This is a genomic window from Deinococcus planocerae, from assembly GCF_002869765.1.
GTDB lineage: Bacteria > Deinococcota > Deinococci > Deinococcales > Deinococcaceae > Deinococcus > Deinococcus planocerae.
Genome location: NZ_PNOR01000016.1, coordinates 61,376 through 83,466 on the forward strand (window position 1 = coordinate 61,376; position 22,091 = coordinate 83,466).

Below are 22,091 nucleotides of genomic sequence, written 5' to 3' on the forward strand. Positions count from 1 at the left end.
AATGACCGGGTGCAGGACTTCCGTGTCGCCCAACCCATCGAGCGCCGCCGCGTCCTCGCCACACGCGGCGGCGTCCAGAGTGTGGTCGGGGAGTGGCGGGGCCAGCCCGTCTTCGTCAAGACGCTGCTCACCGCCGAACCCGAGGCCGCCCTGCGCTTCGCGCACGAGGGCGAGATCGCTTCCAGCCTCGATCACCCGCTCGTCGTGTCGCCGCTCGCGCGCACGCCGCGCCAACTGATCTTTCCCTTCGTGCCGGGCCGCACCCTGCGCGAGGTGGTGCAAGAAGGCCCGCTCCCCCCGGAGGCGGCGCTGTGCGTGGCGAGCGGCCTGCTGCGCGCCGTCGAGCACCTGCACGCGCGCGGCGTGACCCACCACGACCTCAAGCCCGAGAACGTGCTGCTGCTGGACACGCGGGCGCGGGGCGACGCGGTGCGTCTCGTGGATTTCGGCATGAGCCACTCCCGCGCGCTGGGAAGCGACATCCACGACGGCACCCGCATGGGCACCCCGCACTTCATGGCGCCCGAGCAGTTCCGGGGCGTGCGCGGCGACCCCCGCAGCGACCTGTATTCGGTGGGCGTCCTGTTGTTCGACTGCCTGGCGGGCTTTCCCCCCTTCGAGGACGCGCTGGGCTGGCTCGTCGGCCTGAGCGAGGACTGCGCGCCCCTGCCCGGCCCCGCCGAGGTGCACCCCGTCCTGCGCGCCGCCCTGGAGCGTGACCCGGAGGCGCGGCCCGCCACCGCCGGGGAGATGCTCGCCGCCCTGGAGGGGGTGCGGCGCTCGCTGGAGGCCGCCGCGTGCCCCTAGTCGCCTTCAGCGGCAACCGCTTCCTGGCGGAGGAGACGCTCCGGGAAACCCTCGCCTCGCGCGGCCTCAACGTGCGCGACCTGCCCCGCCTCGCGGGTGAGGAGGTCACCCCTCAGGCGGTCGCCCCCCTCCTCGCCCCCAGCCTCTTCGGGGACGGCGGCGTGGTCGTGGACCTCGCGGGCGCCAAGCCCGACAAGGCGCTGCTCGACCTCCTCGCCTCCGCGCCCGTCACCGTGGCCGTGCTCGACGAGAGCCCGCCCGCCACCCGGGTCAAACTCTACGAGTCGCGCGGCGAGCACCACCCTGCCCCCGTCCCGCAGAAGACCGGGGACGTGGCGGGGTGGGTCACGCAGCGGGCGAAGCGGCTGGGCCTCAAGCTCGACCGCGAGGCCGCCCTCTACCTCGCCGAGGTCTTCGGGCCGGACCTGACGGGCATCGCGGGGGAGCTGAACAAGCTCACGCTCCTCGATCCGCCGCACGGCGCCGACCTCGTGCGGCGGGTCGTGGGCCGCGAGCCGCCCGGCGACTCCTTCGCGCTGCTGGGGGCCGCGACGACCGGGCGCCCCGGCGAGGCCGTCACCCAGCTTCGCCGCCTCCTCGCGTCGGGAGAGGACCCCTTCAAGCTGCTCGGGGCGGTCGTGTGGCAGTACAGCCTCGTCGCGCGCTGCGTGGCCCTGACCCAGGAGGAGGGGCGGGTGAGCGAGGCCATTGCTGCCCAGAGGCTCGGCGTCAAGCCCTACCCGGCGAAGAAGGCGCTCGACGTGGCCCGGAAACTCAGCGAGGACAAGGTGCGCGGCCACCTCGCCCGCATCCTCGACGCCGACGTGGCGATGAAACGGGGGCTGGACCCCGGGGCGACGCTGGAGCGGCTGATCGTGCAACTGAGCGTCTGAGGGGTCCCGCTCAGGCTTGAGGGGGAGTTCCGGACCCGGTGGCCGCCGAGCCCGCGGGATCGATGACCCCCCGGTACACCTCGTCCAGCGTGAGGGTGTGCCCTAGGCAGGCGAGGGAAATACTGCCCGTGCCGCCGTATTGGGTGAGCCGCCAGCCGTCCCCCGCCCGCTGATAGGCCAGGATGCGCCGCTCGCTCTGGGAGACGATCAGGTACATCTGGAGGCTGGGGATCGACGTGTACGCGTGATACTTGGCGTGCCGGTCGATGGCGGCGGTGCGCTTGGAGAGGACCTCCACGAGCAGGCAGGGGTCCGTCTCGTAGTACTCCTCGCCGTTGTCCTGCCCGCAGGCGACCATGACATCGGGGTAGTAGAAAGAATTCTTCCCCTCGATCCGTAATTTCATATCGGCGGCGTAGAGTCGGCATCCGGCACGGGTCGCCTTCGTGTCCAACGCCAGCACGAAGTTCAGGGTGATCCGCATATGCGCCTTGCTCGTCCCGGCTTGAGCACGCGTCGCGCCGTGCAGGGGGTAGACGAATCCATCTACGTACTCCCGCTTGACCGGACTCTCCTGCTCCGTCCGCAGGTACTCCTCGACGCTGATCACCTGGAGGGCGGGGTCGCTCATGCCTCATGGTAAGGCGTGGGACGGCCCGCCCCCGCCTCTATACCCTGACCAGGAACGCCGACTCGATCACGTCGAGGTCGCGGATCGCCTGGAGCTGCTCGGGGGTCAGGCCGTCGTCGAGGGTGAGGGTGAAGAGGGCCTGCCCGCCCTTCTCCGCGCGCCCGAGGGCCATTCCGGCGATGTTCACCCCCCAGGTGCCGAGCAGGTTGGAGAGCTTGGCGACCGCGCCGGGGCGGTCCTGGTTGGAGGCGATCAGGATGAAGCCCTCCGGCGCGAGTTCGACCCGGAAGTCCCGCAGGCGGGTGAGGCGCGGGCTGCGACCGAAGACGGTGCCCCCCACCGTGCGGGTGCGCCGCTTCTCGCCCCCCACGCCGCTCGTGACCCGCACGATGACCTCGGTCTGGTAGTCGGGGCTGTCGCCCTCCTCCCGCACGGCGAGGTTCAGGCCGCGCTCCTTTGCCAGGGCGCGGGCGTTGATCATGTTCGGGCGCTCGTCGGTGCTGCCGCTCAGATACCCGACGAGGGCGGCGGTCACCACGGGCGCGGGGTCGGCGGGGAACTCGCCCCGGAAGGTAATTTCGAGGTCGTGTGCGCCGGGCAGCAGTTGCGCGAGGATGCGCCCCAGCTTCTCGCCGAGGTCGAGGTAGCCGCCGAGCAGCTCCAGCGTCTTCGCGTCGAGCGCCGGGGCATTCACCGCCCCCCGGCTCACGTCGCCGTGCAGGGCCGCGAGCACCCGCCCAACGATCTCCGCCCCCACCCGTTCCTGCGCCTCGCGGGTGTTCGCCCCCAGGTGCGCCGTGATGCCGAGATTCGGTGCGTTCAGGAAGACATGCTCCGGGGTGGGCGGCTCGTCCACGAACACGTCCACGCCCGCCCCGAAGAGGTGGCCGGACTTGAGGGCCTCCACGAGCGCCCCCTCCTCCACGATGCCGCCGCGCGCCGCGTTCACGACGATGGCGCCGGGCCTGAGCAGGGCGAGTTCGCGGGCGCCGATCATCCCCTGCGTCTCCTCGGTCAGCGGCGTGTGGACGGTCAGGAAGTCCACCTGGGCGAGCAGGTCGTCGAGACCAGCGGCCCGCGCGACCCCCAGGCGCTCGAACTTGTTCTCGGGGACGTAGGGGTCGAAGGCGACCACGTTCATCCTCAGGCCCTGCGCCCGGTCGGCGACGATGCTCCCGATGCGGCCCAGGCCCACGATGCCGAGCGTCTTGTCCTTGAGTTCGACGCCGAGGAACTTGCGGTCCCACTCGCCCGCGCGGGTCAGGCGGTCCGAACGGGTCAGGCCCCGCGCGGCGGCCATCAGGTGCATGACGGCCAGCTCCGCCGCCGAGACGTTGTTGCTCTCGGGCGCGTTGAGGACGAGGATGCCTCTCCGACTGCACGCCTCCAGGTCGATGTTGTCCACGCCGACGCCGCCGCGCCCGATGACCCTCAGGCGCTCGCCCGCGGCCTCCAGCAGCCCGCGGTCCACCTTCGTGCGGCTGCGGGTGATCAGGGCGTCGTACCCGGGGAGGCGGCGCAGGGTCTCCTCGCGGGGGAGGTTACCCTCGTAGCTGATCTCGAACCCGGCGTGCTCCAGGGGGCCGGGGTTCATCTCGTCGCAGATCAGGACGCGCAGGGGGGTGGCCTGCGCCTCGGCGGGCGCCGCTGCGGTCCGGGCGGGGAGGGAGGCGGTCATGGGGTCAGGGTAAGCCTGCCGGGCCCGGCGGCGCGGGACTTGGCTAGGGCAACGGGCTCCCGCCTCCACCACCGGGAAATCGGGAGCACGGGCGCCAGGGTAGACTGTCCCCATGCCGTTTGTGGTCGTGTCGGGATTGTCGGGAAGCGGGAAGAGCACCGCGCTGAGGACACTGGAGGACGCGGGCTTTTTCATCACCGACAACCTGCCGCCCGAGCTGTGGGGGGCGATGCACGACCTCGTGACGGCGCGGGGGCTGGAGCGGGTGGCGATCAGCACCGACGCGCGGACCCGGCACTTCCTGGGGGCGCTGGAGTCGAGCTACGCCCGGCTGGCCCGCCGCCGCGAGGACCTGCGGGTCCTTTTTCTGGAGGCGAACGCGGAAGTCTTGCTGCGCCGCTACAACCTGACCCGCCGCGAGCACCCCCTGGGCGAGACCCTGATGGTGGACTTCGCCCGCGAGCGCGACCTCCTCGCGCCGCTGCGCGCCATCGCGGACACGGTGATCGACACGACGGCGCTGAGCGCGCGGGAACTCTCCGAGCGGGTGCTGCACACCTTCCGGCTGGAGCACGACTTCGCCCTGCGGCTGATGAGCTTCGGCTTCAAGAACGCCCCCCCGCGCGACGCCGACCTCGTGATCGACGTGCGCTCGCTGCCCAACCCCTACTACGTGCCCGAGCTGAGCCCCAAGACCGGGCTGGAACCCGACGTGGCGCGGTATGTCTTCGGGGACGCAGCGTCGGAAGCCTTCTACGGGGAGGTACGTGACTTCGTGCGGATCGCCGCCGAGCGGGCGCGGGCGTCAGGGCGGCACGGGTACACGGTCGCCATCGGCTGCACGGGGGGGCAGCACCGCTCGGTGGCGGTGGCCTCGCGGCTGGCGGGGGACCTCGCCGACCAAGGCGCGCAGGTGACCGACCACCGCGACATGCAAGTGGGAGAGGGGGGATGAGCGAGTCGGCGGGCACGCGGGGTGAGGCCGCGCGCCGGGCCACCCGCCGGGCCCGGATGTGGATGGAACCGGGGCTGGGGGTCAAACGCTGGCTGATCCTCTTCGTGGGGTGCACCCTGATCGGGGCGGTGGGCTTCTTGCACTTCACCTGGACGGGGCCGCTGCACTTCGTGGCGACCCGCTGGATTCTGTGGCTCAATGCCCTCACCAAGCCCGAGGTGCTGCCCCTCTACGTGGTCGGCATCACGGTGATGGGACTCGCGCTCGGGGGCGCCCTCCTGAGCATCATGATGCTCAACCGCTCGATGCTGCGCTCGACGGGCACCGCCCCCGAAACGGCCCTCGACGTGATCTACTCGCACCGCACCCTGTCGCGCGGGCCCCGCATCGTGGCGGTGGGGGGCGGCACGGGCCTGTCGAACCTGCTGATGGGGCTCAAGGTCCACACCGGCAACATCACGGCGGTCGTCACGGTGGCGGACGACGGCGGATCGAGCGGACGGCTGCGCCGGGCCCTCGACATGATCGCGCCCGGCGACCTCACCGACTGCTACGCGGCGCTCAGCGACAGCCCGGTCCTCGCCCGGCTGCTGCTGCACCGCTTCGGGCGCGGCGAGGGGCTGGAGGGGCACACCTTCGGAAACCTGCTGCTCGCCACCCTCTCCGAGGAACAGGGCGGCCTGCAAGGCGCGATGCGCGACATCCACGAGGTGCTGCGGGTGCGCGGGCAGGTCTTCCCCGCCACGACGCAGCCCGCCACCCTCGTCGCGCGGCTTTCCGACGGGCGCGAGGTGCGCGGCGAGAGTCGGCTCAGCGGCCAGGTGGGCTCGGCGCGCATCCTCGACGTGCGGCTCGAACCCCCCGGGCTGCCCGCGCTTCCCGACGTGCTGGGCGCCGTGCGCGAGGCCGAACTGATTGTCCTGGGACCGGGGAGTCTGTTCACCTCGATCATCCCCGCCCTGCTCGTGCCGGACATCGCGCGGGCCCTGCGCGAGTCGGGCGCCCCCATCGTGTACGTCGCCAGCCTGATGAGCGAGCCCGGCGAGACGACGGGACTCACCCTCGAAGACCACGTGCTCGCCATCACCGCCCACCTGGGCCGCGCCCCCAACTGGGTATTGATGAACAGCGCCCCCATTCCCCCGGACGTGCGGGAGCGTTACGCCGCCGAGGGCGCCCAGGTGCTGGGCCTCGACGGCGCCAGCCGCGACTTGCGGGGCCGCGTGCGCACCGCGCCCCTCCTCCAAACGGGCCCCACCGCCCGCCACGACCCGGCGGCCCTGGCCCAGGCGCTCCTGGCGCTGATCTCGCGGGCGCGGGCGGCGTGAGGGGGAGGGCGGCCCGCGTGGTGCTTGTTGTTTCTGCGGGATGAATGTGGGGCGGGGAGGGCGCTGGGGGCGGTTGCAGTTCACCCCCTCTCAGCCTCCCCCCTCAAGGGGGAGGAGCTAAAAGAGCGAGAGCTTTTGTTTTTTAAAACGTCTAGCTGGACGCCCCAGCAGTGGCAGAGAGTGAACGCTCCAGGCCCACCACCACGTCGGCTCGCGCAGCGAGACGGTGGGCGTGCGACCAAGACGCGACAAGATCAGACATTCCGCCTGGGATAACCCGCTCACCCACGCCGCCCGTATGCCCTTGCCCAGCGCAGCGCCGCTCCCCCTCCACCCAGAGGAGAGACACGTCAAGAACTGAGCGTCAACGCGCGGGCCGCCCCGCGCGGCGGAGACGTTGCCCCCTCTGGGTGGAGGGGGCTGGGGGGTGGGGGCTAACCGTCGCAAGTCCCCCTGCCCCTCCCCGCCATCTAGCCCGCTCCCCGACACCCCTTCAGGAGCTTCAGAAACGCCACGTTATACTCGCGCCCGTGTCGCTGCTCCTCCTCACCGCCGCGCTCGTGTCCTTCCCCGACCCAGCCGGAGACGCGCGCGGCGACGGAGGTTACCTGCTCCCCACCCGCCCGGCGGTGAGCGAAGACGCCCTCGACCTCCGGGGCTTCCGGGCCGAGCCTCAGGGCCAGGAGATGCGCTTCACCGTGGAGCTGGGCCGCATCGAAAACCCCTGGGGAGCGCCCAGCGGCTTCTCGGCGGGCGTGACCGACATTTTCGTGAAGACGGGCGTGGGCGGCGTGCGGACCCTCGACCACCTGCGCCTGAACGTGACCGGCACGGGCGGCTGGACCTACCACGTGCGCGTGACGGGCTTCGGGGCCAGCCTGCGAAGGGCGCCGGAGGACGGGGGCCCCCCCACCACGCTCACAGCGCCGACCGTGCGGGTGGAGGGCACGGGTCTCGTGATCGACGCCGCCGTTCCCCCCGGCGACTACGGCTACTGGGTCACGAGCAGCGTGTACTCGCCCCTCACGCCCGACGGGGTGCTGCGGCCCGTGACCACCCCCGGCCCCACCGCCCTGCAAGCGGGCCGGGCGGACGCCCCGGTGCCGGTCGACGTGCTGCTGCCGTCCGGGGACCCGGCGCCCTTCACCCAGGGCACGCTCGCGCCCGTCGGGACCACGCGTGACCCGCGCACCCTGCTCCTCCTGGGCCTGGGTGGGCTCGGTCTCCTCACCGTGGGAATCGCCACCGTGGCCGTCTGGCGGCGCCCGTGAGGGTCCCCGCCCCCCTGCTGATCCTGGCCGCGGCGGTGCTGTGGGGCCTCCTCGGCATCTTCGGCAAGAACGCGCAGGCGGCGGGCGTCTCCCCGCTCGAGGTCGCCTTCTGGCGGGCGGTGCTCGCGGGCGGGCTCTTCGCGCTCCACGCCGCCGTCACGCGCGCGCCCCTGCCACGCGGGCGGGACCTCCTCGTCACCGCCGGGTTCGGAGTGCTCGGCGTGAGCGTCTTTTACGGGGCCTACCAGCTCGCCGTGCAATCGGGCGGCGCGAGCCTCGCCAGCGTGCTGCTCTACACCGCTCCCGCCTTCGTGGCGCTCTTCGGCTGGGCGGTGCTGCGCGAGCGGCTGGGGGTCAGGGAGGTGGCGGCGGTCGCCGGAACGCTCGGCGGCATCGCCCTCATCAGCCTGGGCGGCGGGCAGGGCGTGAACGTCACGGGGGCGGCGCTGGGGTGGGGCCTCGTCGCGGGCTTCACCTATAGCCTGTATTACCTGTACGGCAAGGCGTTTTTCGGGCGGTACTCGCCCCCCGCTCTCCTCGCGGTCGCCCTGCCGTTCGGGGCGCTGTGCCTGCTTCCCTTCGTAAGCTTCGGCGCCAAGACGACTGGGGCGTGGGGCTCTCTCTGGGCCATCGCCGTTTTCAGCACGTACCTCGCCTACCTCGCGTACGGCGCGGGCCTGAGGCACCTCCCCGCCACCCGCGCGAGCGTGATCGCCAGCCTGGAGCCGGTCGTGGCCGCCGTGCTGGCCGCCGTGCTGTTCGAGGAACGCCTCTCACCCACCGCGCTCTTCGGGGCGGCGTTGGTGATTGGGGCGGCGCTCTTGCTCAGCGTGGAGAAGCGTCCGGCGGCGGAGTTGTCGCCCCGGGTCGAGTAGCAAGGCGGAAACAGGGGGTATAGAAATGTCTAACGATCACCACACGAAGAATACGGTCGGCCAGCTTTCTCTCAATGATGTAATTTTAAGACTTAAAATACCAACATCTTCTGGCAGTGAGAGAGAACGTACGTCAATATTTTTTACACATTGGTTACCCATAAAACCAGAGGCGAAATTTTCTATTTATAAGAATGGGGTTAAGTTTGAGGTCCATACGGATATAAGCGCATTTCCCTCTATAGGAGGAATCACATGGGAGAAAGTGAGGAAATTCGTCAACCCGAGAGTTGAATTTTTCTATGTAGACGCATATCTAACGGATGTTTCACAAAATGTGTTCGACTTAATGTTTGGTCCAACTATACATACTGTTGATGCATCCTCAGATAAGGGCAGAGAGTACATCTCTTTTATCGAAAACATTATTAAAGAAGCTCAAGAAGTAGTAAACAGAATCATACGCTATGCGAGGGTAGAGAAGGGACAGTACTGGCTTAGGGAGCATAGTCAGAATCCTGACGAACTTATACACAAGGTAGTGAGTTACAAGGCTAAGATAAAGCTGATGAACTCAACTAGTGAGTGGCAAGATTATTTTGTAAATGCTGCCCATATCTTGAGAGGAGGATCTATAGGTGGGAGTGAAAGATATATAGAAGAGCGAGACTGGCCAAAAGTCATATCTTTCGTGAAAGACGGAAGCAGACCCAGTCTTACATCTGAATTGTTGTCAAACGCTGAAAGTTTGGCGGTAGCGGGACACCGCCGCAATGCAATTATTGAAGGCGTGGCTGCCTTGGAGGTTAGTGTCAATGGCTTCTGCAACAAGCCTAACAAATTACTGCTTACCAGTAATGTAAGTGAGCGTATTGAGCTTAGCGAATTAAAATCTCGATACAATCATCTGGGCTTTTCCACCACCTTTACTTATTTGATACCACTCTTGTTTGATGAGAATAGCCTGCCGAAAAGTCTTGTATCAATTTGTCGCGAGGCAATAGAGACTCGCAACGGCGTCGTACATAAAGGTAGACGCGATGTCAGTTCAAAAGACGTGTCAAGAATGATTTCGGCGATCAGAAAAACATGTGCCATTTTACATTCATTCACAGAGACAGGTTCCTCTGTTATGACAGAAGGGTTATATCTTCCTGATTAATATCTTTTAACTTGTATTCCTTTAATTCACTGCCTCCCCAACGCGACGTCCTACCCTTAATAGCAACGCCCTCCCACCCATCAGCGCGGCTTGAGGTCGAAGTCCCACTCGAAGGAGCGGCCCCACGGCAGCGTCGCGTCGTCGAGGGTGTAGGTCAGGCCCACCCGCAGCGGGAAGTAGTCCCGGGCGAGTTCGAGCAGTTTGGCCTGCCCGGCGGGCGTGTTCAGCTCCGCCTCGGGGATCGCCTGGCGCAGGGCCGCGCGCACCTCCGCGCTGTAGATCACGTCGTTGGCGAACTCGCGGGCGAGCAGGGCGTCCTGCCGGACGGGGTCGGCCCCCTCCAGCGCGAGGCGGGCGTGCGCGAGGGCCGTGCCGAGGTTGTTGCCCGGCGTGCCCCAGGCCGCCAGGGACCGCAGGTTCGCGTGCTGCCGCAGGGTGGCGAGGTCCGACCACAGCCGGGTATTGCCGAGGTTGACCTGCGCCACGTCCGCCACGGCGACCGGGCCGCGCCGCAGAAGGCTGCTCACTCGCACGGCAGCCTGACGCGGGTCCCCACCGTTGTAGACGTAGAGGGTCAGGTCGGCGGGACCCTCCGTCACCACCCGGAAGCTGCTCGCCCGCGCGTGGTTCTCGGCGCTCTGGGTGAGGGGGATGCCCTCGTAGCGGATGACCTGCCGCGCCTTCGCCGGGTCGCTGTACTCGACGCGCACGGTCTTCTCGGTCGGCGCGAGGGCGCGGGCGGCGAGCATGGCGAGCACCTCGTCCGCGCCGGGGTAGACGAGCACGTTGGCGGGAGCCTCCTGGGCCAGGGCCGCGCCCTCGGCGGGAGCGGGGCTGCCGGGCAGGGCGTCGTCCCAGGTCACGTGCAGTTCCTTGAACACGCCCTGCCGCGCCCACTCGACCGTCTGCCGCACGACCGCGAGGTTGCGTTCCCGGTTCGTGGCGTCGGGCTCGCGCGGCAGGGTGATGAAGGCGTAGACGGGCTGCCCCGTCCGCCCCCCCCACGCCCGTACGGGTTCCAAGCGGGCCAGGGCCTCCTCGGCGCTCAGCGGGCTCGTGCGCGACTGCACCAGGCCGCCGTAGGCGAAGGCGTCGAGGGCGACGACCAGGGGCTCGTTCGTGGGCTGGGCGCCGAGCCACGCCGCCAGCGCCGCCGGGTCCGCCCCGCGCTGGGCGTTGCCGAGAAGGTCGGCCCCCGGCACCTGCACCGTCCCTCCCCCGACCTCCGCGATCAGGGCGGGCAGCACCCGCGTCGCCGGGCGCGAGTCGAGGGGCACGAGCGTCTGCGCGCCCGCGTGGACGGCGAGGAGGGCGGCACACAGGGAGAGGACACGGCGGGTCATGCGCGAAGGCTAGAGGGCCAGCGTGAGGCACGGCGAAGGAAAGGGTGTGGGAAAGGCCCTTCCCCCGGCGGGGGTCCCCTCAACGCACGGTCGCGTTCACCTTCTGCGTCACCCGCAGCGTCAGGGCGAGGCGGGCGCCCTCCTCGAAGGGCAGGGTGAGGCGCAACTCCTGCTCGGTGGTGGCGTTCGTGCCCGCCTGCAACCCGTCGGGGCGGTAGGCGCTCCGGCCCGTGACGTTCAGGCGCCTCATTCCCAGCTCGAACGACTGCCCGTCCACGGTGTAGCGCACGGTGCCGGGCTGGGCGAGCCGCGTCGCCACGTCGAAGGTAAAGTTGCCCCCCGCGCCGCGCCCCCGGTAGGTCGTCGTGTTGTCGAGTGTCAGGGTGCCCGCCACTCCCAGCCGTGCTCCCTGCGGCAACAACCCGCTCAGCGAGCCGAGAAGCTGCGCGAAGTCGAGCTTGAGGCGCTGTGTCCGCGCCCGCCCGACCGTCAGCGGCTGCCCGTAGAGGTTCTGGATGCCCTGGCTGGCGAAGTCCTGCGTCTGCTGGGACTGCAACACCTTCTCCAGGACCGCGCGGAGCCCAGGATCGCCGCTCACCTCGTCCAGCACCAGCCGCGTTTTGCCCCCCGGCGCCGTGATCTGCCGGAAGACGAGGCGCTGGGTCGTGCCGTCAGGGAGGGGAAGGCTTTGGGTGTACCGCACGACCACGCTCCCGTCGTTCAGGCGCGGCAGCACACGGAGCGACTGGGTGACGTTCACCCGCTGGATGCCCGCCGACCCCAACTGCTGCCTGAGCTGCGCCCGCGCCTGCTCGAAGCTCTGCCGGGTCTGCGCCGAGACCGCCCGGCCCGGCGTGGGTTCCAGCCGCACGTCCACGAGTTCGGTGCGGCTCTCCACGGTGGAGACGTAGTTCAACGTCACACCGGGCTTCGGGTTCAGGGTGAGCACGTCCTGCGCGAGGGCGGCGGGAGAAAGCGCCAGGATGGCGCCCAGCACGGCGGTGGGCCTCATGGGTCGAGCCTAGCACTCCCCTTCCCTCGGGCCTTCCGGAGGATTCGTTGGAGGATCAGGGGGGTGAGCCCCCTACGCGCTCGCCCCGCTCCGCACCCGCCCGTTGCCCTTGCGGAGGATGTCGGTCACGCCCGGCACCCGCATGATCGCGTCACGCACGGCCTCCAGGTCGGCGTTACCGTCCACGGCGAGCCGCAGGTGGATGTGGGCGGTGCTGTCCGCGCTCACGCCCGCCTCGATCTTCATCGGGCTGCGCTTCTCGTTCGCCAGCACGCCCAGCACGTCGGCGAGGAGCCCGGCGCGGTCGGAGGCCACCACGTCGAGGTCCACGATGGTGCTCCCCGGCGTGCCCGCGTCCCAGCTCGCGGCGATGCAGCGCTCGGGCTCGTCCTTGAGGAGCCGGATCATGTTGGGGCAGTCGATGCGGTGGACGCTGACGCCGCGCCCCCGCGTCAGGTAGCCCATGATCTGGTCGCCCCGGATCGGGTTGCAGCAGTGCGAGAGCTTGGTGGCGGTCGAGAAACCCTCGACGTACACGCCTCCTGGCTCGGCGGCCTTCGGCGGGGGCGGGCCGCGCCGCTCGGTCGCCGCCGACTGCTCCTGCGCGAGGCTGGGGGCCAGGACCCGACCCACCGCCCCCGGCGTGAGTTTCCCGGCGTGCAGCGCGAGGTACAGGTCGTCCGGGTTGCGGGTGCCCACCAGGCGGCTCGTCACGTCCTCCAGCAGTTTGGTCCGCATGAGCTGGCGCACCGGGAGCTGCCGCTTGCGCAGGTACCGCTCCAGCAGGTCGTGGCCGTGTTGCAGCGCCTCGGCGCGTTCCTGCTGGCGGAAGTGGTGCCGGATCTTGGCGCGGGCGCTGCGCGTGACCGTGAAGTTCAGCCAGTCCTTGCTGGGGTGGCCGTTCTTGCTCGTCACGATCTCCACCATGTCGCCGTTGCCGAGCTTGTGGCTCAGAGGCACGATGCTCCCGTTCACCCGCGCGCCCACGGTCGTCTCGCCGATGCGGGTGTGGATGTGGTACGCGAAGTCCACGGGCGTGCTCCCCGCCGGGAGCGAGATCGCCAGCCCCTTGGGCGTGAAGACCCGCACCCGCTGCGAGAGGATGTCGGTCTTCACCGCGTCGAGGTAGTCGGAGGCGTCGTTGATCTCGTTCTGGAGTTCTCGGAGCTGCGCGATCCAGTTCTCGCGGTCGCGCTGGGCGAGCTGGCTCCCCTGCTTGTACATCCAGTGGGCGGCCACCCCGTACTCGGCGATTTCGTGCATCCGCAGGCTGCGAATCTGCACCTCGATGGGCTGCCCGCTCTGGCTGATGACGGTCGTGTGCAGGCTCTGGTAGCCGTTGGGCTTCGGAACCGCGATGTAGTCCTTGAAACGTCCCGGCAACGGCGTCCACATCGAGTGCACGATGGAGACGGTGTGGTAGCAGATGCGTTTTTCGCGCGTCTCCTCGGCCCGCTCGCGGCGTTTCTCGTCGGTGCCGGGGGGGACGGTGAGTTCGCGGGGCGTCAGGATCACCCGGATGGCGAGGAGGTCGAAGATCTGCTCGAGCGCCTTGCCCTCCTTCTGCATCTTGTTGTGAATGCTCCAGAGGTGCTTGCTGCGCCCCGCGATGTCGATGTCGCTGACCCACTCGGGGAGTTCGAGGTCGTCTTCGAGCGCCTCGCGCAGTTGCCCCACCGCCTGCTCGATGAGGGCCTGGCGCTCGTCCTGACGGGTCCGCAGCCGGGTCTGGAGGTACTCGTAGGCGTCGGGCTGGAGGTACTGGAAGCTGAGGTCTTCGAGCTCCCACTTGATCTGCCCGATGCCGAGGCGGTGCGCGAGCGGCGCGAAGATTTCCATCGTCTCGCGGGCGATCCGCACCTGCTTTTCGGGCTTCATGCTGCCCAGGGTCCGCATGTTGTGCAGGCGGTCGGCGAGCTTGACCACGATAATGCGGATGTCGCCGGTCATGGCGATCAGCATCTGGCGCAGGTTCTCGGCCTGCACGTCGCGGCCCGCGTCGCTGACCTGGGCGGCCTGGCTCCCCTGCTTGGAGAGCTTGCTGACCTTGGTCTCGCCCTCCACGATGCGGCGCACGTCGGGGCCGAAGCGGCGCTCGATCTCCTCGAAGGTCACGCCCTCCACGTCCTCCACCGTGTCGTGGAGCAGCCCGGCGAGGAGGCTGTCGGTGTCCATGCCGAGCCCCGCGAGGATGGTGGCGACGGCGACGGGGTGGGTGATGTAGGGCTCGCCGCTCCTGCGCCTCACGCCCGCGTGGGCGTCCCGCGCGAACCCGTAGGCCTGCTCGACGCGCTCGCGCTCCCCTGCCGGTCGGTCGGCGATCAGGGGGCGCAGTTCCTCCATGCCGTGTTCGGAGACGGGTTCGGACGGGCCGGGCACGGGGGGCAGCATAGCGCGCGTGCCCACCTGGACGGCGACCCTGTGTCACCAACTCGGAGCCAAAAAAACACCCACCCTGGGGTGAGCATCGAAAGTCGGTTCGGGAGGAGAGGCCCGTCAGCGGCGGTCGCGGACGCGGACGGGAATAGGCACCGGCTGAGGCTGGGGCGAGCCCCCCAGGGCCTCCCGGAGCCAGTCGATGAATTCACGCAGGCCCTTCATGGACCCAGTGTAGTGACATGAACGTGGGGCAGATGCGCAGAATCTTACGTTGACTTCACGCTCGGGCCTACAGTCCGGGACAAACGTACGGGGGTGGGGGGAGGGCGTGGCCCTGCGCCGGGACGGACCTGTGCCGGGATGGAGGCGCCCCCCCGATTCACCCCGTGCCAGACTGCCCCATGCCCCTGAACGTCATCCTCGACGGCGACCCCGGCCACGACGACGCCGTGAACATCCTGCTCGCGCTGGCGAGCCCCGAGCTGCGGGTGCTGGGGCTCACCACCGTCTTCGGCAACGTCGGCCTGGACAGGACGACCCGCAACACCCTCGTCGTGCGCGAACTCGCCCGCGCGGACGTGCCGGTCTACCGGGGCGCCGACCGCCCCCTCGTGGCCGAGCCCATCAGCGCCGAACTCGTGCACGGGGAGAGCGGGCTGGGTGGCCCCCACCTGCCCACCCCGGGCCGGGACGTGGAGCCGGGACACGCCGCCCAGTTCATCATCCGCGCCGTGCGCGAGCATCCCGGCGACGTGACCCTGGTGCCGACCGGCCCCTTGACGAATGTCGCCCTGGCCCTGCGCCTCGCCCCGGACATCGTGCCCCTGATCCGGCGGATCGTCTGGATGGGCGGCTCGACCGACACCGGCAACTGGACCCCCGCCGCCGAGTTCAACGCGCTGGCCGACCCGCACGCGGCGCACATCGTCTTCGCTTCCGGCGTGCCCCTCACCATGATCGGCCTGAACGCCTCGCACCAGGCGATTGCCCACCCGGCGCGCGTGGCGGCCTTCCGAAGGCTGGGCACCGAGGTCGGCGAATTCGTGGCCGTGCTGCTCGAATTCTTCGCCGAGCACCACCGCGTCCGCTACGGCTGGGACGGCGGCGCCCTCCACGACCCCCTGACCGTGGCGTGGCTGCTGCGCCCGGACCTGTTCAAGACCCGGCCTACGCACGTCGAAATGGACCTGACCGACGGCCCCAGCCGGGGGCGAACGGTGGCGGACGTGTGGGGCGTGACCGGCAGGGCACCCAACGCCGAGGTGATGACGGAGGTGGACGCGGACGGGTTTTTCGGGCTGCTGGTCGAGCGGGTGGGGCGGTCTGGAGGCCCTGACCCTCAACTCAGGCCTGAGCGTCAGTGAGCCGAGCCGTTCATCTGGCCGAACACCGCGTCGTAGTTCCCGTTCACTTCGGCGAATCGCAGCGGTTTGACCCGCTCGACCAGAATCTCGGTCGCGTCCGGTGAGGTCTCCAGCAGGTGCATCGTCTCGTCGATGAAGTCCCGAAGCGGCATGGCATGGGGATCGCTGGCCTGCTCCGGACCCATCAGCTCGGTCTGCACGTACGGCGGAACGAGTTCGATGACCTGTACGGGCGTGTCCCGGAGCTGATGGCGCAGCGACTGGGTGTAGGAGTGGATGGCCGCCTTCGTCGCGCTGTAGGTGGGGGTCGCGGCCAGGGGCAGGAACGCCAGGCCGGACGACACCGTGAGGAGCGCCGCGCGTGGCTGGCCCAGCAGCAAGGGCAGAAGCGCCGCCGTCAGGCGGATCGGCCCGAGCAGGTTCGTCGCCACGGTCGCCTCGGCGTCCTCCAGCGCCCCGCCCCGCACCGACTCGGCGCGCATGATGCCCGCGTTGTGGATGACCACGTTTAGGGCCGGAAACTCGGCCTGGAGCCGTTGGGCAAAGCGGCGAATCGCCTCCGGGTCCTCGATGTCGAGGACGGCGGATTTCATTCCAGGATTCGCCGCCGTCACTTCGTCCAGCACCTGCTGGCGGCGGCCCGCGATGATGACCCGATTGCCCCGGGCATGAAATGCCTCGGCGAGCGCGCGGCCAATCCCTGAGCCCCCACCGGTGATCAGGATGGTGTTGCCGGTCATTTGCATGGTCCTTCCTCCTGATTCGGAGGATAGGCGTGGCACTTCCCTTTGGGAAGTAGGCACCCAAAAGTTCTATACTTACCCGAAGGAGAGTAATGCGATGAGCAGCTTGACGCGGGAAGGCACGGCCCCTCCTCAGCAGACCGACCCCGAACTGGACGCCCTGGTGCGCGAGATCATCGGGCGGGTGGCCGACAAGTGGACGATGCTCGTGCTGGAGACCCTGGAGGAACACGGGCGGCTGCGCTTCACCCGCCTGGGCGAGCTGGTCGGCGACATCAGCCAGAAGATGCTGACGAAGACGGTGCGGCAGATGGAGGCGGACGGCTTGGTGGTCCGCACAGTGTTTCCAGTCATCCCGCCCCGGGTCGAGTACGAACTCACGGATATGGGCCGCAGCCTGAGCGCCGCCTTCTGCGGGGTCTGGCTGTGGGCCGAGGAGCACCGGGAGGGGATCATGGAGGCGCGGCGGGCGTTCCAGGGGCGGGAGGCGGAGTCCTGACCGGCAGGGTCACCCTCCAAAAGAAAGAGGCGAGCGGCCTCCACCACGCCGCCCGCCTTTCCTCCAACTCTTACTCCGCGAACCGCCCCAGCACGTCCCGGCTGATCACCAGCCGCTGCACTTCGTCGGTCCCTTCCCCGATGCGGGTCAGACGATTATCCCGCCAGTAGCGCTCCACCGGGTACTCCTTGATGTAGCCGTAGCCGCCGAGCATCTGGATCGCCTCGTCGCAGGCGTGGACGCCGACCGTGGTGGCGTAGAGCTTGGCGCGGGCGACCGCCGCCGTGAAGTTCTGCCCCGCGTCCTTGAGGTCGGCGGCCTTGCGGATCAGCAGCCGGGCAGCCTCAAGCTGGGTGTCCATGTCGGCGAGCCGGAAGGCGATGTCCTGGTTGTGCGCGATGGGTTTGCCGAACTGCTCGCGCCCGGCGGTATAGCGCGCGGCGAACTCGAAGGCGGCGCGTCCCAGCCCCAGCCCCATCGCGGCGATGCCGACCCGCCCGCCGTCGAGCACCCGCATCACGTCCTTGAAGGCGTTCCCGCGCTCACCCAGCAACGCGTCAGCGGGCAGATGCACGTCCTCGAAGATGAGCTGCGCCGTGTCGCTGCTCCGCAGGCCGAGCTTGTCCTCCTTGCGCCCGATGGAAAAGCCCGTCACCTCGTCGCGGTTGAAGACAAAGGCGCTGATGCCGTCGTTCTTGCCCCTACCGGGCCGCGCGGCGTCGGTGCGCGCCAGGATCACGTAGGTGCCCCCCACGCTGCCCTGGGTGATGAAGTTCTTCGAGCCGTTCAGAATCCACGAACCGTCGGCCTGCTCCACCGCCCGCGTCTGAAGGCCGCCGCTGTCGGACCCGCTGGCGGGCTCGGTCAGGCCCCAGGCGCCGAGCTTCTGCGCGCTCGCCAGGTCGGGGAGGAACTTGCGCTTTTGCGTCTCGGTGCCCCCGATCAGGATGTGGCCCTGGCACAGCGAGTTGTGGCTGGCAACCGTCAGGCACAGCGAGCCGTCCACCGCCGCGATCTCCTCGATGATCATGGCGAAGGTGGCGGTGTCGAGCCCCGAGCCGCCGTACTCCTCGGGCGTCTGCGCGCCCATGATGCCCATGTCGCCGAGTTCGCGCACGATCTCGAAGGGAAACTCGCCCGTCTGGTCGCGCTCGGCAGTGCCCGGCTCCACCCGGTCCTTCAGGAAGCTCCGCAGGGCCGAGACGATGGTGCGCTGGTCGTCGTTCATGGGCGAGACGTTGGGGTTGGCGGGACGGTCGAGGGTGCTCGTCATGGGTAGAACCTCCGGGAGAGGGGGACGAAGGGCCTTTTTTTGCTCCTCCCCCTTGAGGTGGGAGGCTGGGACTCGTGGAGCTGCGAAGCAGAGGGGGGAACGCAAACGACATGCGGCGCGGCTGGAAGGTGAGACAGGGCATCTTGTCAGCAGTAGGGGTGGTCACACGCCCCCTCTCCCGTTGCTTCGCGGGCGCCCTCTCTGCTTCGCAGCTTTGCAGGTCCCGCAAGGGGAGAGGGAGAAGGGCGTTTACACCTGAAACACGCCCACTTTGAACTCTTCTTGCACCGGATTCTGCGCGCAGGCTTCCAGAGCGCGGATCAGGCGGTCACGGGTATCGTTCGGCGGAATGATCTCGTCCACCCACAACCGGGCGGCGGCGTAGCGGGGGTCGAGTTCGGCGGCGTACTTGGCCTTGACCTGCTCGAAAAGGGCCTGCAATTCCTCGTCGTCGGGCTCGTGCCCCGCGCGTTTCAGGGCGGCGAGTTGGATGTCGAGGAGCGTCTTGGCCGCCGCGTTGCCGCTCATGACGGCGTACTTGGCGCTGGGCCACGCGAAGAGGAAGCGGGGCGAGTACGCCTTGCCGTTCATCGCGTAGTTCCCGGCCCCGAAGGAACCGCCCGTGATCACGGTGATCTTGGGGACGACGGAGTTGGACACTGCGTTGACCAGCTTGGCGCCCCGGCGGATGATGCCCTCCTGCTCACTGTCGCGGCCCACCATGAAGCCGGTCACGTCGGAGAGGAAGACGAGGGGCACGCCCGCCTGGTTCGCGTCGAGGATGAAGCGGGCCGCCTTGTCGGCGGAGTCGCCGTAGATCACGCCGCCGACCTCGATGCGGGTGCGCAGGCCGGGTTCGCCGCCCGCCTTGAGCTTCTTCTTGATCACCGTGCGCTGGTTCGCCACGAACCCCACCGGGTAGCCGCCCAGCCGGGCGAAGCCGCAGACGAGGGTCTCACCGTACTCGGCCTTGAATTCGTGGAACTCGCCGCCGTCGGTCATGGACGTGATCAGGTCCCGCACGTCGTAGGTCCTGGAACCGTCGAAGCCGACGAGTTCGGTGAGGTCACGCTCAGGGGCGCGGCGCACCTCGGCCCGGCGCCGCGCCCAGGGGGCGACCTCCCCCTGAGCGTACAGGTCGGCGAGCGAGCGCACCCGCGCCAGGGCCGCGTCGTCGTCCGGCTCGCGGTAGTCCACGGTTCCCGCGATTCCGGCGTGCATGGCCGCGCCGCCCAGCTCCTCCGAGTCCACGACCTGCCCGATGGCCGCCCTCACGAGCGCCGGTCCCGCGAGATACAGGCCCGAGCCCTCCGTCATGATCAGGGTGTCGCACATGACGGGGAGGTACGCCCCCCCCGCCACGCAGTTGCCCATGATGGCGGCAATCTGGGGAATGCCCTTCGCGCTCATCCGGGCGTTGAGGTAGAACACGCGCCCGAAGTCGTCCTGGTCGGGGAAAATCTCGTCCTGCATGGGCAGGTACACGCCCGCCGAGTCCACGAGGTAGACGACCGGGAGGTGGTTTTCCAGCGCGATGGTCTGCGCCCGGATGACCTTTTTGGCGGTGATCGGGAAAAAGGCCCCCGCCTTCACCGTCGCGTCGTTGGCGACGATCATCCACGGGCGACCGTGAATCTGGCCGATGCCCGTGACCGTGCCGCCGCCCGGGCAGCCGCCCACCTCCCCGTACATCTCCCACCCGGCGAAGGTCATCAGCTCGTCGAACACGGTCCCCGCGTCCACCAGCCGCTGGACGCGCTCGCGGGCGGTCAGGCGGCCCCGCTCGTGCTGGCGCGCCTGCGCCTTGGCCCCGCCCCCCGCCCTCACCCGGGCCTGATCGGCGGCGAGGCGGGCGAGCGCGTCCGCCCACACGGGGGCGGCGCCGGAAACCTGGGCAGGAGACTGGGAGGACGTCATCGGTGGCCAGAGTCTAACAAGCGTTCGTTAGTTTGGGGAGAGGGAAGGGTTGAGGTTACGTCTCCGGAAGGGCGCCTGGACCCGGGCCGATCCTTGACGCCGAGGTCTGCGACGTCCGCTTTTTGTGGGCGCGGCTACCTTACCTTCGCGGGTAAAGGTTTTTGTGATGACCACCCTTCTACAAGGGGGTATGACGAGCGCACCTGAGACGAACGGAAGTCGGTTGTGGCGCCGCCGTGGCCTCCGCCCGGAGAAGACGGCTCCGGGGAGACGGACGTGACCGCGGACGTGTCCTCCCCCGTGACCCACGTGTTTCGGCTGCTGACCCGGCGCCGGACGGCGGGGGAGTATCTGCCGAGTTCGACCTTTGCCGCCACCTTTGCCCAGCGCCGGGCGCAGCGTTTCACGGGGCTGTTCGAGGTGGACCTGCCCGGGGGCGCCCGGGGCTACCTGCTGCTGCACCACGGGCGCCTGGTGCACGCCGTGTACGGCAGCCTCGCGCCGACCGAGGCGGCCCGGACGATCCTGCACTCGGCCCGCCACGGCACGGTCCACGTCTTCGCGCTGGGGGACGACTCCGCCGCGCTCGCCCTGGCCTCGGTGGACGGGCGGGTCGTAACACTCGCCCAGCCCATGCCCGCCCACGAGCCCACGCTGCTCACGGACCTCGGGGCGCGGGGGTTCGAGGGTGTGGTGCTGCTGGAGCGGGGCGCGACGCACCACCACATCTGGCACCTGAGCGGCGGCGCTTCGCCCAGGGCCGCCCTGCCCGACAGCACGGCGGGGTACCGCAAGACGGTGCTCGCCTGGGCGCCCCGGCCCCTGCCCGCGCTGCTGTACGCCGACGAGTCGCCCGCGCCCGACCCGGTGGTCGCCCCCGTGGTGGACGCCCTGCCGCCCCGGCCCGTCACTGCCGAGGAGCTGTGGCGGGCCTTCGAGCGCGAGCTGCACGAGGAACTCGACGAGCGCGCCCCCCGGCTGCTCGCCCTGCTGCGCGACCAGCACGCCTCCACCGAGCCGGGCGAGCTGCGGCAGGTCCTCGCCGAACACCTGCGGCGCGTGGCGGGCTCCGCCTCGCGGCAAGACCCCTCCACCCTCCTGTCCCACGGCGCCCCGCGCGCGGAGAGCGAATGAACGACCTCTTGCCCCTGACCCCGGGTCAGCACCTGCTGATCCTCAACGCCCTGAACCTCACGACCGCCTTCATGGGCGGCGCGGCGCTGCTGTTCGTGCTGCTGCGCTCGCAGGTGGCGAGTGCCTACCGGCTCGCGCTGAGCCTGATGGCCGCCGCCGTCGGCATGGCGGGCTACCACTACTGGCAGATCCTGGGCGGCTGGAGGGCAGCCTACGTTCTCCAGGGCGGCGCGTACGTGCCCACGGGCCAGCCCTTCAACGACGCCTCGCGCTACGCCGACTGGCTGGGCACGGTCCCCCTGATCCTGGCCGCGCTGATGCTGGTGCTCGACATCGGGCGGCGCAAGAGTGCCAGCCTGGTCGCGCGGCTCGCCGTCGCGGCGGTGTTGATGATCGCCCTGGGGTACGTCGGCGAGGTGCAGCGCGAGATGACGCTGCGGGCCGTGTGGGGCGCGGCCTCGTGCGTGCCCTTCGCGTACATCCTGTTCGTGCTGTGGAGCGAGCTGCGCGGCGTGCTGAGCTTCGAGACCCCGCGCGTGCGGGGGCTGTTCTCCCGGCTGCGCGTCTTGCTGGTCGCCTCGTGGAGCCTGCACCCCCTGGTGTACGCCCTCCCGCTGCTGGGCCTCACGGGCGCCCCCGCCTTCGTGCTCGGGCAGGTCGGGCACTCGGTCGCCGACATCTGCGCCAAGGTCTTCTACGGCCTGATGATCTACGCCGTCGCCCGCGAGAAGACCCTCAGCGAGGAGCTGCTGCTGGGCCTGGACACCCCGCGCGAGCTGGTGCGGTCGTAGGTCGCCTGCCCCAGCCTGATCCCGTCGAGCCTGGGG

General features: G+C 69.3%; 19 protein-coding genes. 11 read left to right on the plus strand and 8 right to left on the minus strand.

The genetic code is table 11. The features are described from left to right. Window positions 1-9: 9 nt before the first annotated feature. Both A7B18_RS10920 and holA read left to right on the plus strand, forming a co-directional pair. Complete coding sequence (locus A7B18_RS10920; RefSeq protein WP_102126730.1) at window positions 10-807, plus strand: serine/threonine-protein kinase; 798 nt, start codon at window positions 10-12, stop codon at window positions 805-807. Further along, on the plus strand, window positions 798-1,700 hold the full coding sequence (gene holA, locus A7B18_RS10925; protein ID WP_102126731.1) for a DNA polymerase III subunit delta: 903 nt from the start codon (window positions 798-800) through the stop codon (window positions 1,698-1,700). Before A7B18_RS10920 ends, holA begins: the two co-directional genes overlap by 10 nt. Window positions 1,701-1,710: 10 nt before the next feature. Here holA and A7B18_RS10930 read toward each other — a convergent pair whose 3' ends face one another. Beyond that, window positions 1,711-2,331, minus strand: a complete 621-nt coding sequence (locus tag A7B18_RS10930; RefSeq protein WP_102126732.1) for a Uma2 family endonuclease — start codon at window positions 2,329-2,331, stop codon at window positions 1,711-1,713. Window positions 2,332-2,368: 37 nt separating this feature from the next. Continuing rightward, window positions 2,369-4,009, minus strand: a complete 1,641-nt coding sequence (gene serA / locus A7B18_RS10935) for a phosphoglycerate dehydrogenase (RefSeq protein WP_102126733.1) — start codon at window positions 4,007-4,009, stop codon at window positions 2,369-2,371. 112 nt (window positions 4,010-4,121) lie between these two features. On the opposite strand from serA, the gene rapZ reads away from it, so the two are divergent. The 5 genes from rapZ to A7B18_RS21430 all read left to right on the plus strand — a co-directional run bounded on the left by rapZ (window position 4,122) and on the right by A7B18_RS21430 (window position 9,600). After that, entirely contained in the window at window positions 4,122-4,964 is an 843-nt protein-coding gene (rapZ, locus tag A7B18_RS10940; RefSeq protein WP_102126734.1) for an RNase adapter RapZ, read from the plus strand. Continuing rightward, window positions 4,961-6,292, plus strand: a complete 1,332-nt coding sequence (locus A7B18_RS10945; RefSeq protein ID WP_245872831.1) for a gluconeogenesis factor YvcK family protein — start codon at window positions 4,961-4,963, stop codon at window positions 6,290-6,292. Before rapZ ends, A7B18_RS10945 begins: the two co-directional genes overlap by 4 nt. Before the next feature lie 530 nt (window positions 6,293-6,822). Next, on the plus strand, window positions 6,823-7,563 hold the full coding sequence (locus A7B18_RS10950; protein WP_245872832.1) for a glucodextranase DOMON-like domain-containing protein: 741 nt from the start codon (window positions 6,823-6,825) through the stop codon (window positions 7,561-7,563). After that, entirely contained in the window at window positions 7,560-8,438 is an 879-nt protein-coding gene (locus A7B18_RS10955; RefSeq protein WP_245872833.1) for a DMT family transporter, read from the plus strand. The genes A7B18_RS10950 and A7B18_RS10955 overlap by 4 nt, the downstream gene beginning before the upstream one ends. 25 nt (window positions 8,439-8,463) lie before the next feature. Then, a complete protein-coding gene (locus A7B18_RS21430) occupies window positions 8,464-9,600 on the plus strand; it encodes a hypothetical protein (RefSeq protein ID WP_146009524.1) in 1,137 nt (378 codons plus the stop codon). Window positions 9,601-9,680: 80 nt separating this feature from the next. Here A7B18_RS21430 and A7B18_RS10960 read toward each other — a convergent pair whose 3' ends face one another. The 3 genes from A7B18_RS10960 to A7B18_RS10970 form a co-directional block, all read right to left on the minus strand. Then, window positions 9,681-10,943 (minus strand): DUF4127 family protein, encoded by a 1,263-nt coding sequence (locus tag A7B18_RS10960; RefSeq protein ID WP_102126736.1) that lies wholly within the window; start codon window positions 10,941-10,943, stop codon window positions 9,681-9,683. Window positions 10,944-11,022: 79 nt separating this feature from the next. Beyond that, window positions 11,023-11,955, minus strand: coding sequence for a hypothetical protein (locus tag A7B18_RS10965; protein WP_102126737.1), 933 nt, complete (start codon window positions 11,953-11,955; stop codon window positions 11,023-11,025). A gap of 72 nt (window positions 11,956-12,027) precedes the next feature. Further along, window positions 12,028-14,298: a RelA/SpoT family protein gene (locus A7B18_RS10970; protein WP_180970115.1), complete on the minus strand. Its 2,271-nt coding sequence runs from the start codon at window positions 14,296-14,298 to the stop codon at window positions 12,028-12,030. A gap of 437 nt (window positions 14,299-14,735) precedes the next feature. On the opposite strand from A7B18_RS10970, the gene A7B18_RS10975 reads away from it, so the two are divergent. Further along, complete coding sequence (locus tag A7B18_RS10975) at window positions 14,736-15,698, plus strand: nucleoside hydrolase (protein WP_102126739.1); 963 nt, start codon at window positions 14,736-14,738, stop codon at window positions 15,696-15,698. Here the strand turns inward: A7B18_RS10975 and A7B18_RS10980 are convergent. Then, window positions 15,692-16,444: an SDR family oxidoreductase gene (locus A7B18_RS10980; RefSeq protein WP_102126740.1), complete on the minus strand. Its 753-nt coding sequence runs from the start codon at window positions 16,442-16,444 to the stop codon at window positions 15,692-15,694. The genes A7B18_RS10975 and A7B18_RS10980 overlap by 7 nt on opposite strands. 94 nt (window positions 16,445-16,538) lie before the next feature. Between A7B18_RS10980 and A7B18_RS10985 the strand changes: the two genes are divergently transcribed. Beyond that, window positions 16,539-16,940: a winged helix-turn-helix transcriptional regulator gene (locus A7B18_RS10985; protein WP_102126741.1), complete on the plus strand. Its 402-nt coding sequence runs from the start codon at window positions 16,539-16,541 to the stop codon at window positions 16,938-16,940. A gap of 70 nt (window positions 16,941-17,010) precedes the next feature. Here A7B18_RS10985 and A7B18_RS10990 read toward each other — a convergent pair whose 3' ends face one another. After that, window positions 17,011-18,213 (minus strand): acyl-CoA dehydrogenase family protein, encoded by a 1,203-nt coding sequence (locus A7B18_RS10990; protein ID WP_102126742.1) that lies wholly within the window; start codon window positions 18,211-18,213, stop codon window positions 17,011-17,013. 249 nt (window positions 18,214-18,462) lie between these two features. Beyond that, window positions 18,463-20,130 carry an acyl-CoA carboxylase subunit beta gene (locus A7B18_RS10995; RefSeq protein ID WP_102126743.1) on the minus strand — a complete coding sequence of 556 codons (1,668 nt, stop codon included), beginning with the start codon at window positions 20,128-20,130 and terminating at the stop codon, window positions 18,463-18,465. A 276-nt stretch (window positions 20,131-20,406) separates the two neighbouring features. Here A7B18_RS10995 and A7B18_RS11000 point away from each other — a divergent pair, with 276 nt between their 5' ends. Both A7B18_RS11000 and A7B18_RS11005 read left to right on the plus strand, forming a co-directional pair. Beyond that, on the plus strand, window positions 20,407-21,264 hold the full coding sequence (locus A7B18_RS11000) for a hypothetical protein (RefSeq protein WP_102126744.1): 858 nt from the start codon (window positions 20,407-20,409) through the stop codon (window positions 21,262-21,264). Continuing rightward, entirely contained in the window at window positions 21,261-22,055 is a 795-nt protein-coding gene (locus A7B18_RS11005; RefSeq protein WP_219722117.1) for a bacteriorhodopsin, read from the plus strand. Before A7B18_RS11000 ends, A7B18_RS11005 begins: the two co-directional genes overlap by 4 nt. Window positions 22,056-22,091: the final 36 nt, after the last annotated feature.

What these genes read in the sequence shown, in the direction of transcription:
- A7B18_RS10980 (WP_102126740.1), bottom strand. Translation starts at nt 16,444, where the DNA reads ATGCAAATGACCGGCAACACCATCCTGATCACCGGTGGGGGCTCAGGG.
- A7B18_RS10970 (WP_180970115.1), bottom strand. Translation starts at nt 14,298, where the DNA reads ATGGAGGAACTGCGCCCCCTGATCGCCGACCGACCGGCAGGGGAGCGC.
- A7B18_RS10975 (WP_102126739.1), top strand. Translation starts at nt 14,736, where the DNA reads ATGCCCCTGAACGTCATCCTCGACGGCGACCCCGGCCACGACGACGCC.
- A7B18_RS10965 (WP_102126737.1), bottom strand. Translation starts at nt 11,955, where the DNA reads ATGAGGCCCACCGCCGTGCTGGGCGCCATCCTGGCGCTTTCTCCCGCC.
- A7B18_RS10995 (WP_102126743.1), bottom strand. Translation starts at nt 20,130, where the DNA reads ATGACGTCCTCCCAGTCTCCTGCCCAGGTTTCCGGCGCCGCCCCCGTG.
- A7B18_RS10930 (WP_102126732.1), bottom strand. Translation starts at nt 2,331, where the DNA reads ATGAGCGACCCCGCCCTCCAGGTGATCAGCGTCGAGGAGTACCTGCGG.
- serA (WP_102126733.1), bottom strand. Translation starts at nt 4,009, where the DNA reads ATGACCGCCTCCCTCCCCGCCCGGACCGCAGCGGCGCCCGCCGAGGCG.
- A7B18_RS10960 (WP_102126736.1), bottom strand. Translation starts at nt 10,943, where the DNA reads ATGACCCGCCGTGTCCTCTCCCTGTGTGCCGCCCTCCTCGCCGTCCAC.
- A7B18_RS11005 (WP_219722117.1), top strand. Translation starts at nt 21,261, where the DNA reads ATGAACGACCTCTTGCCCCTGACCCCGGGTCAGCACCTGCTGATCCTC.
- A7B18_RS10985 (WP_102126741.1), top strand. Translation starts at nt 16,539, where the DNA reads ATGAGCAGCTTGACGCGGGAAGGCACGGCCCCTCCTCAGCAGACCGAC.
- rapZ (WP_102126734.1), top strand. Translation starts at nt 4,122, where the DNA reads ATGCCGTTTGTGGTCGTGTCGGGATTGTCGGGAAGCGGGAAGAGCACC.
- A7B18_RS10990 (WP_102126742.1), bottom strand. Translation starts at nt 18,213, where the DNA reads ATGACGAGCACCCTCGACCGTCCCGCCAACCCCAACGTCTCGCCCATG.
- A7B18_RS10945 (WP_245872831.1), top strand. Translation starts at nt 4,961, where the DNA reads ATGAGCGAGTCGGCGGGCACGCGGGGTGAGGCCGCGCGCCGGGCCACC.
- A7B18_RS21430 (WP_146009524.1), top strand. Translation starts at nt 8,464, where the DNA reads ATGTCTAACGATCACCACACGAAGAATACGGTCGGCCAGCTTTCTCTC.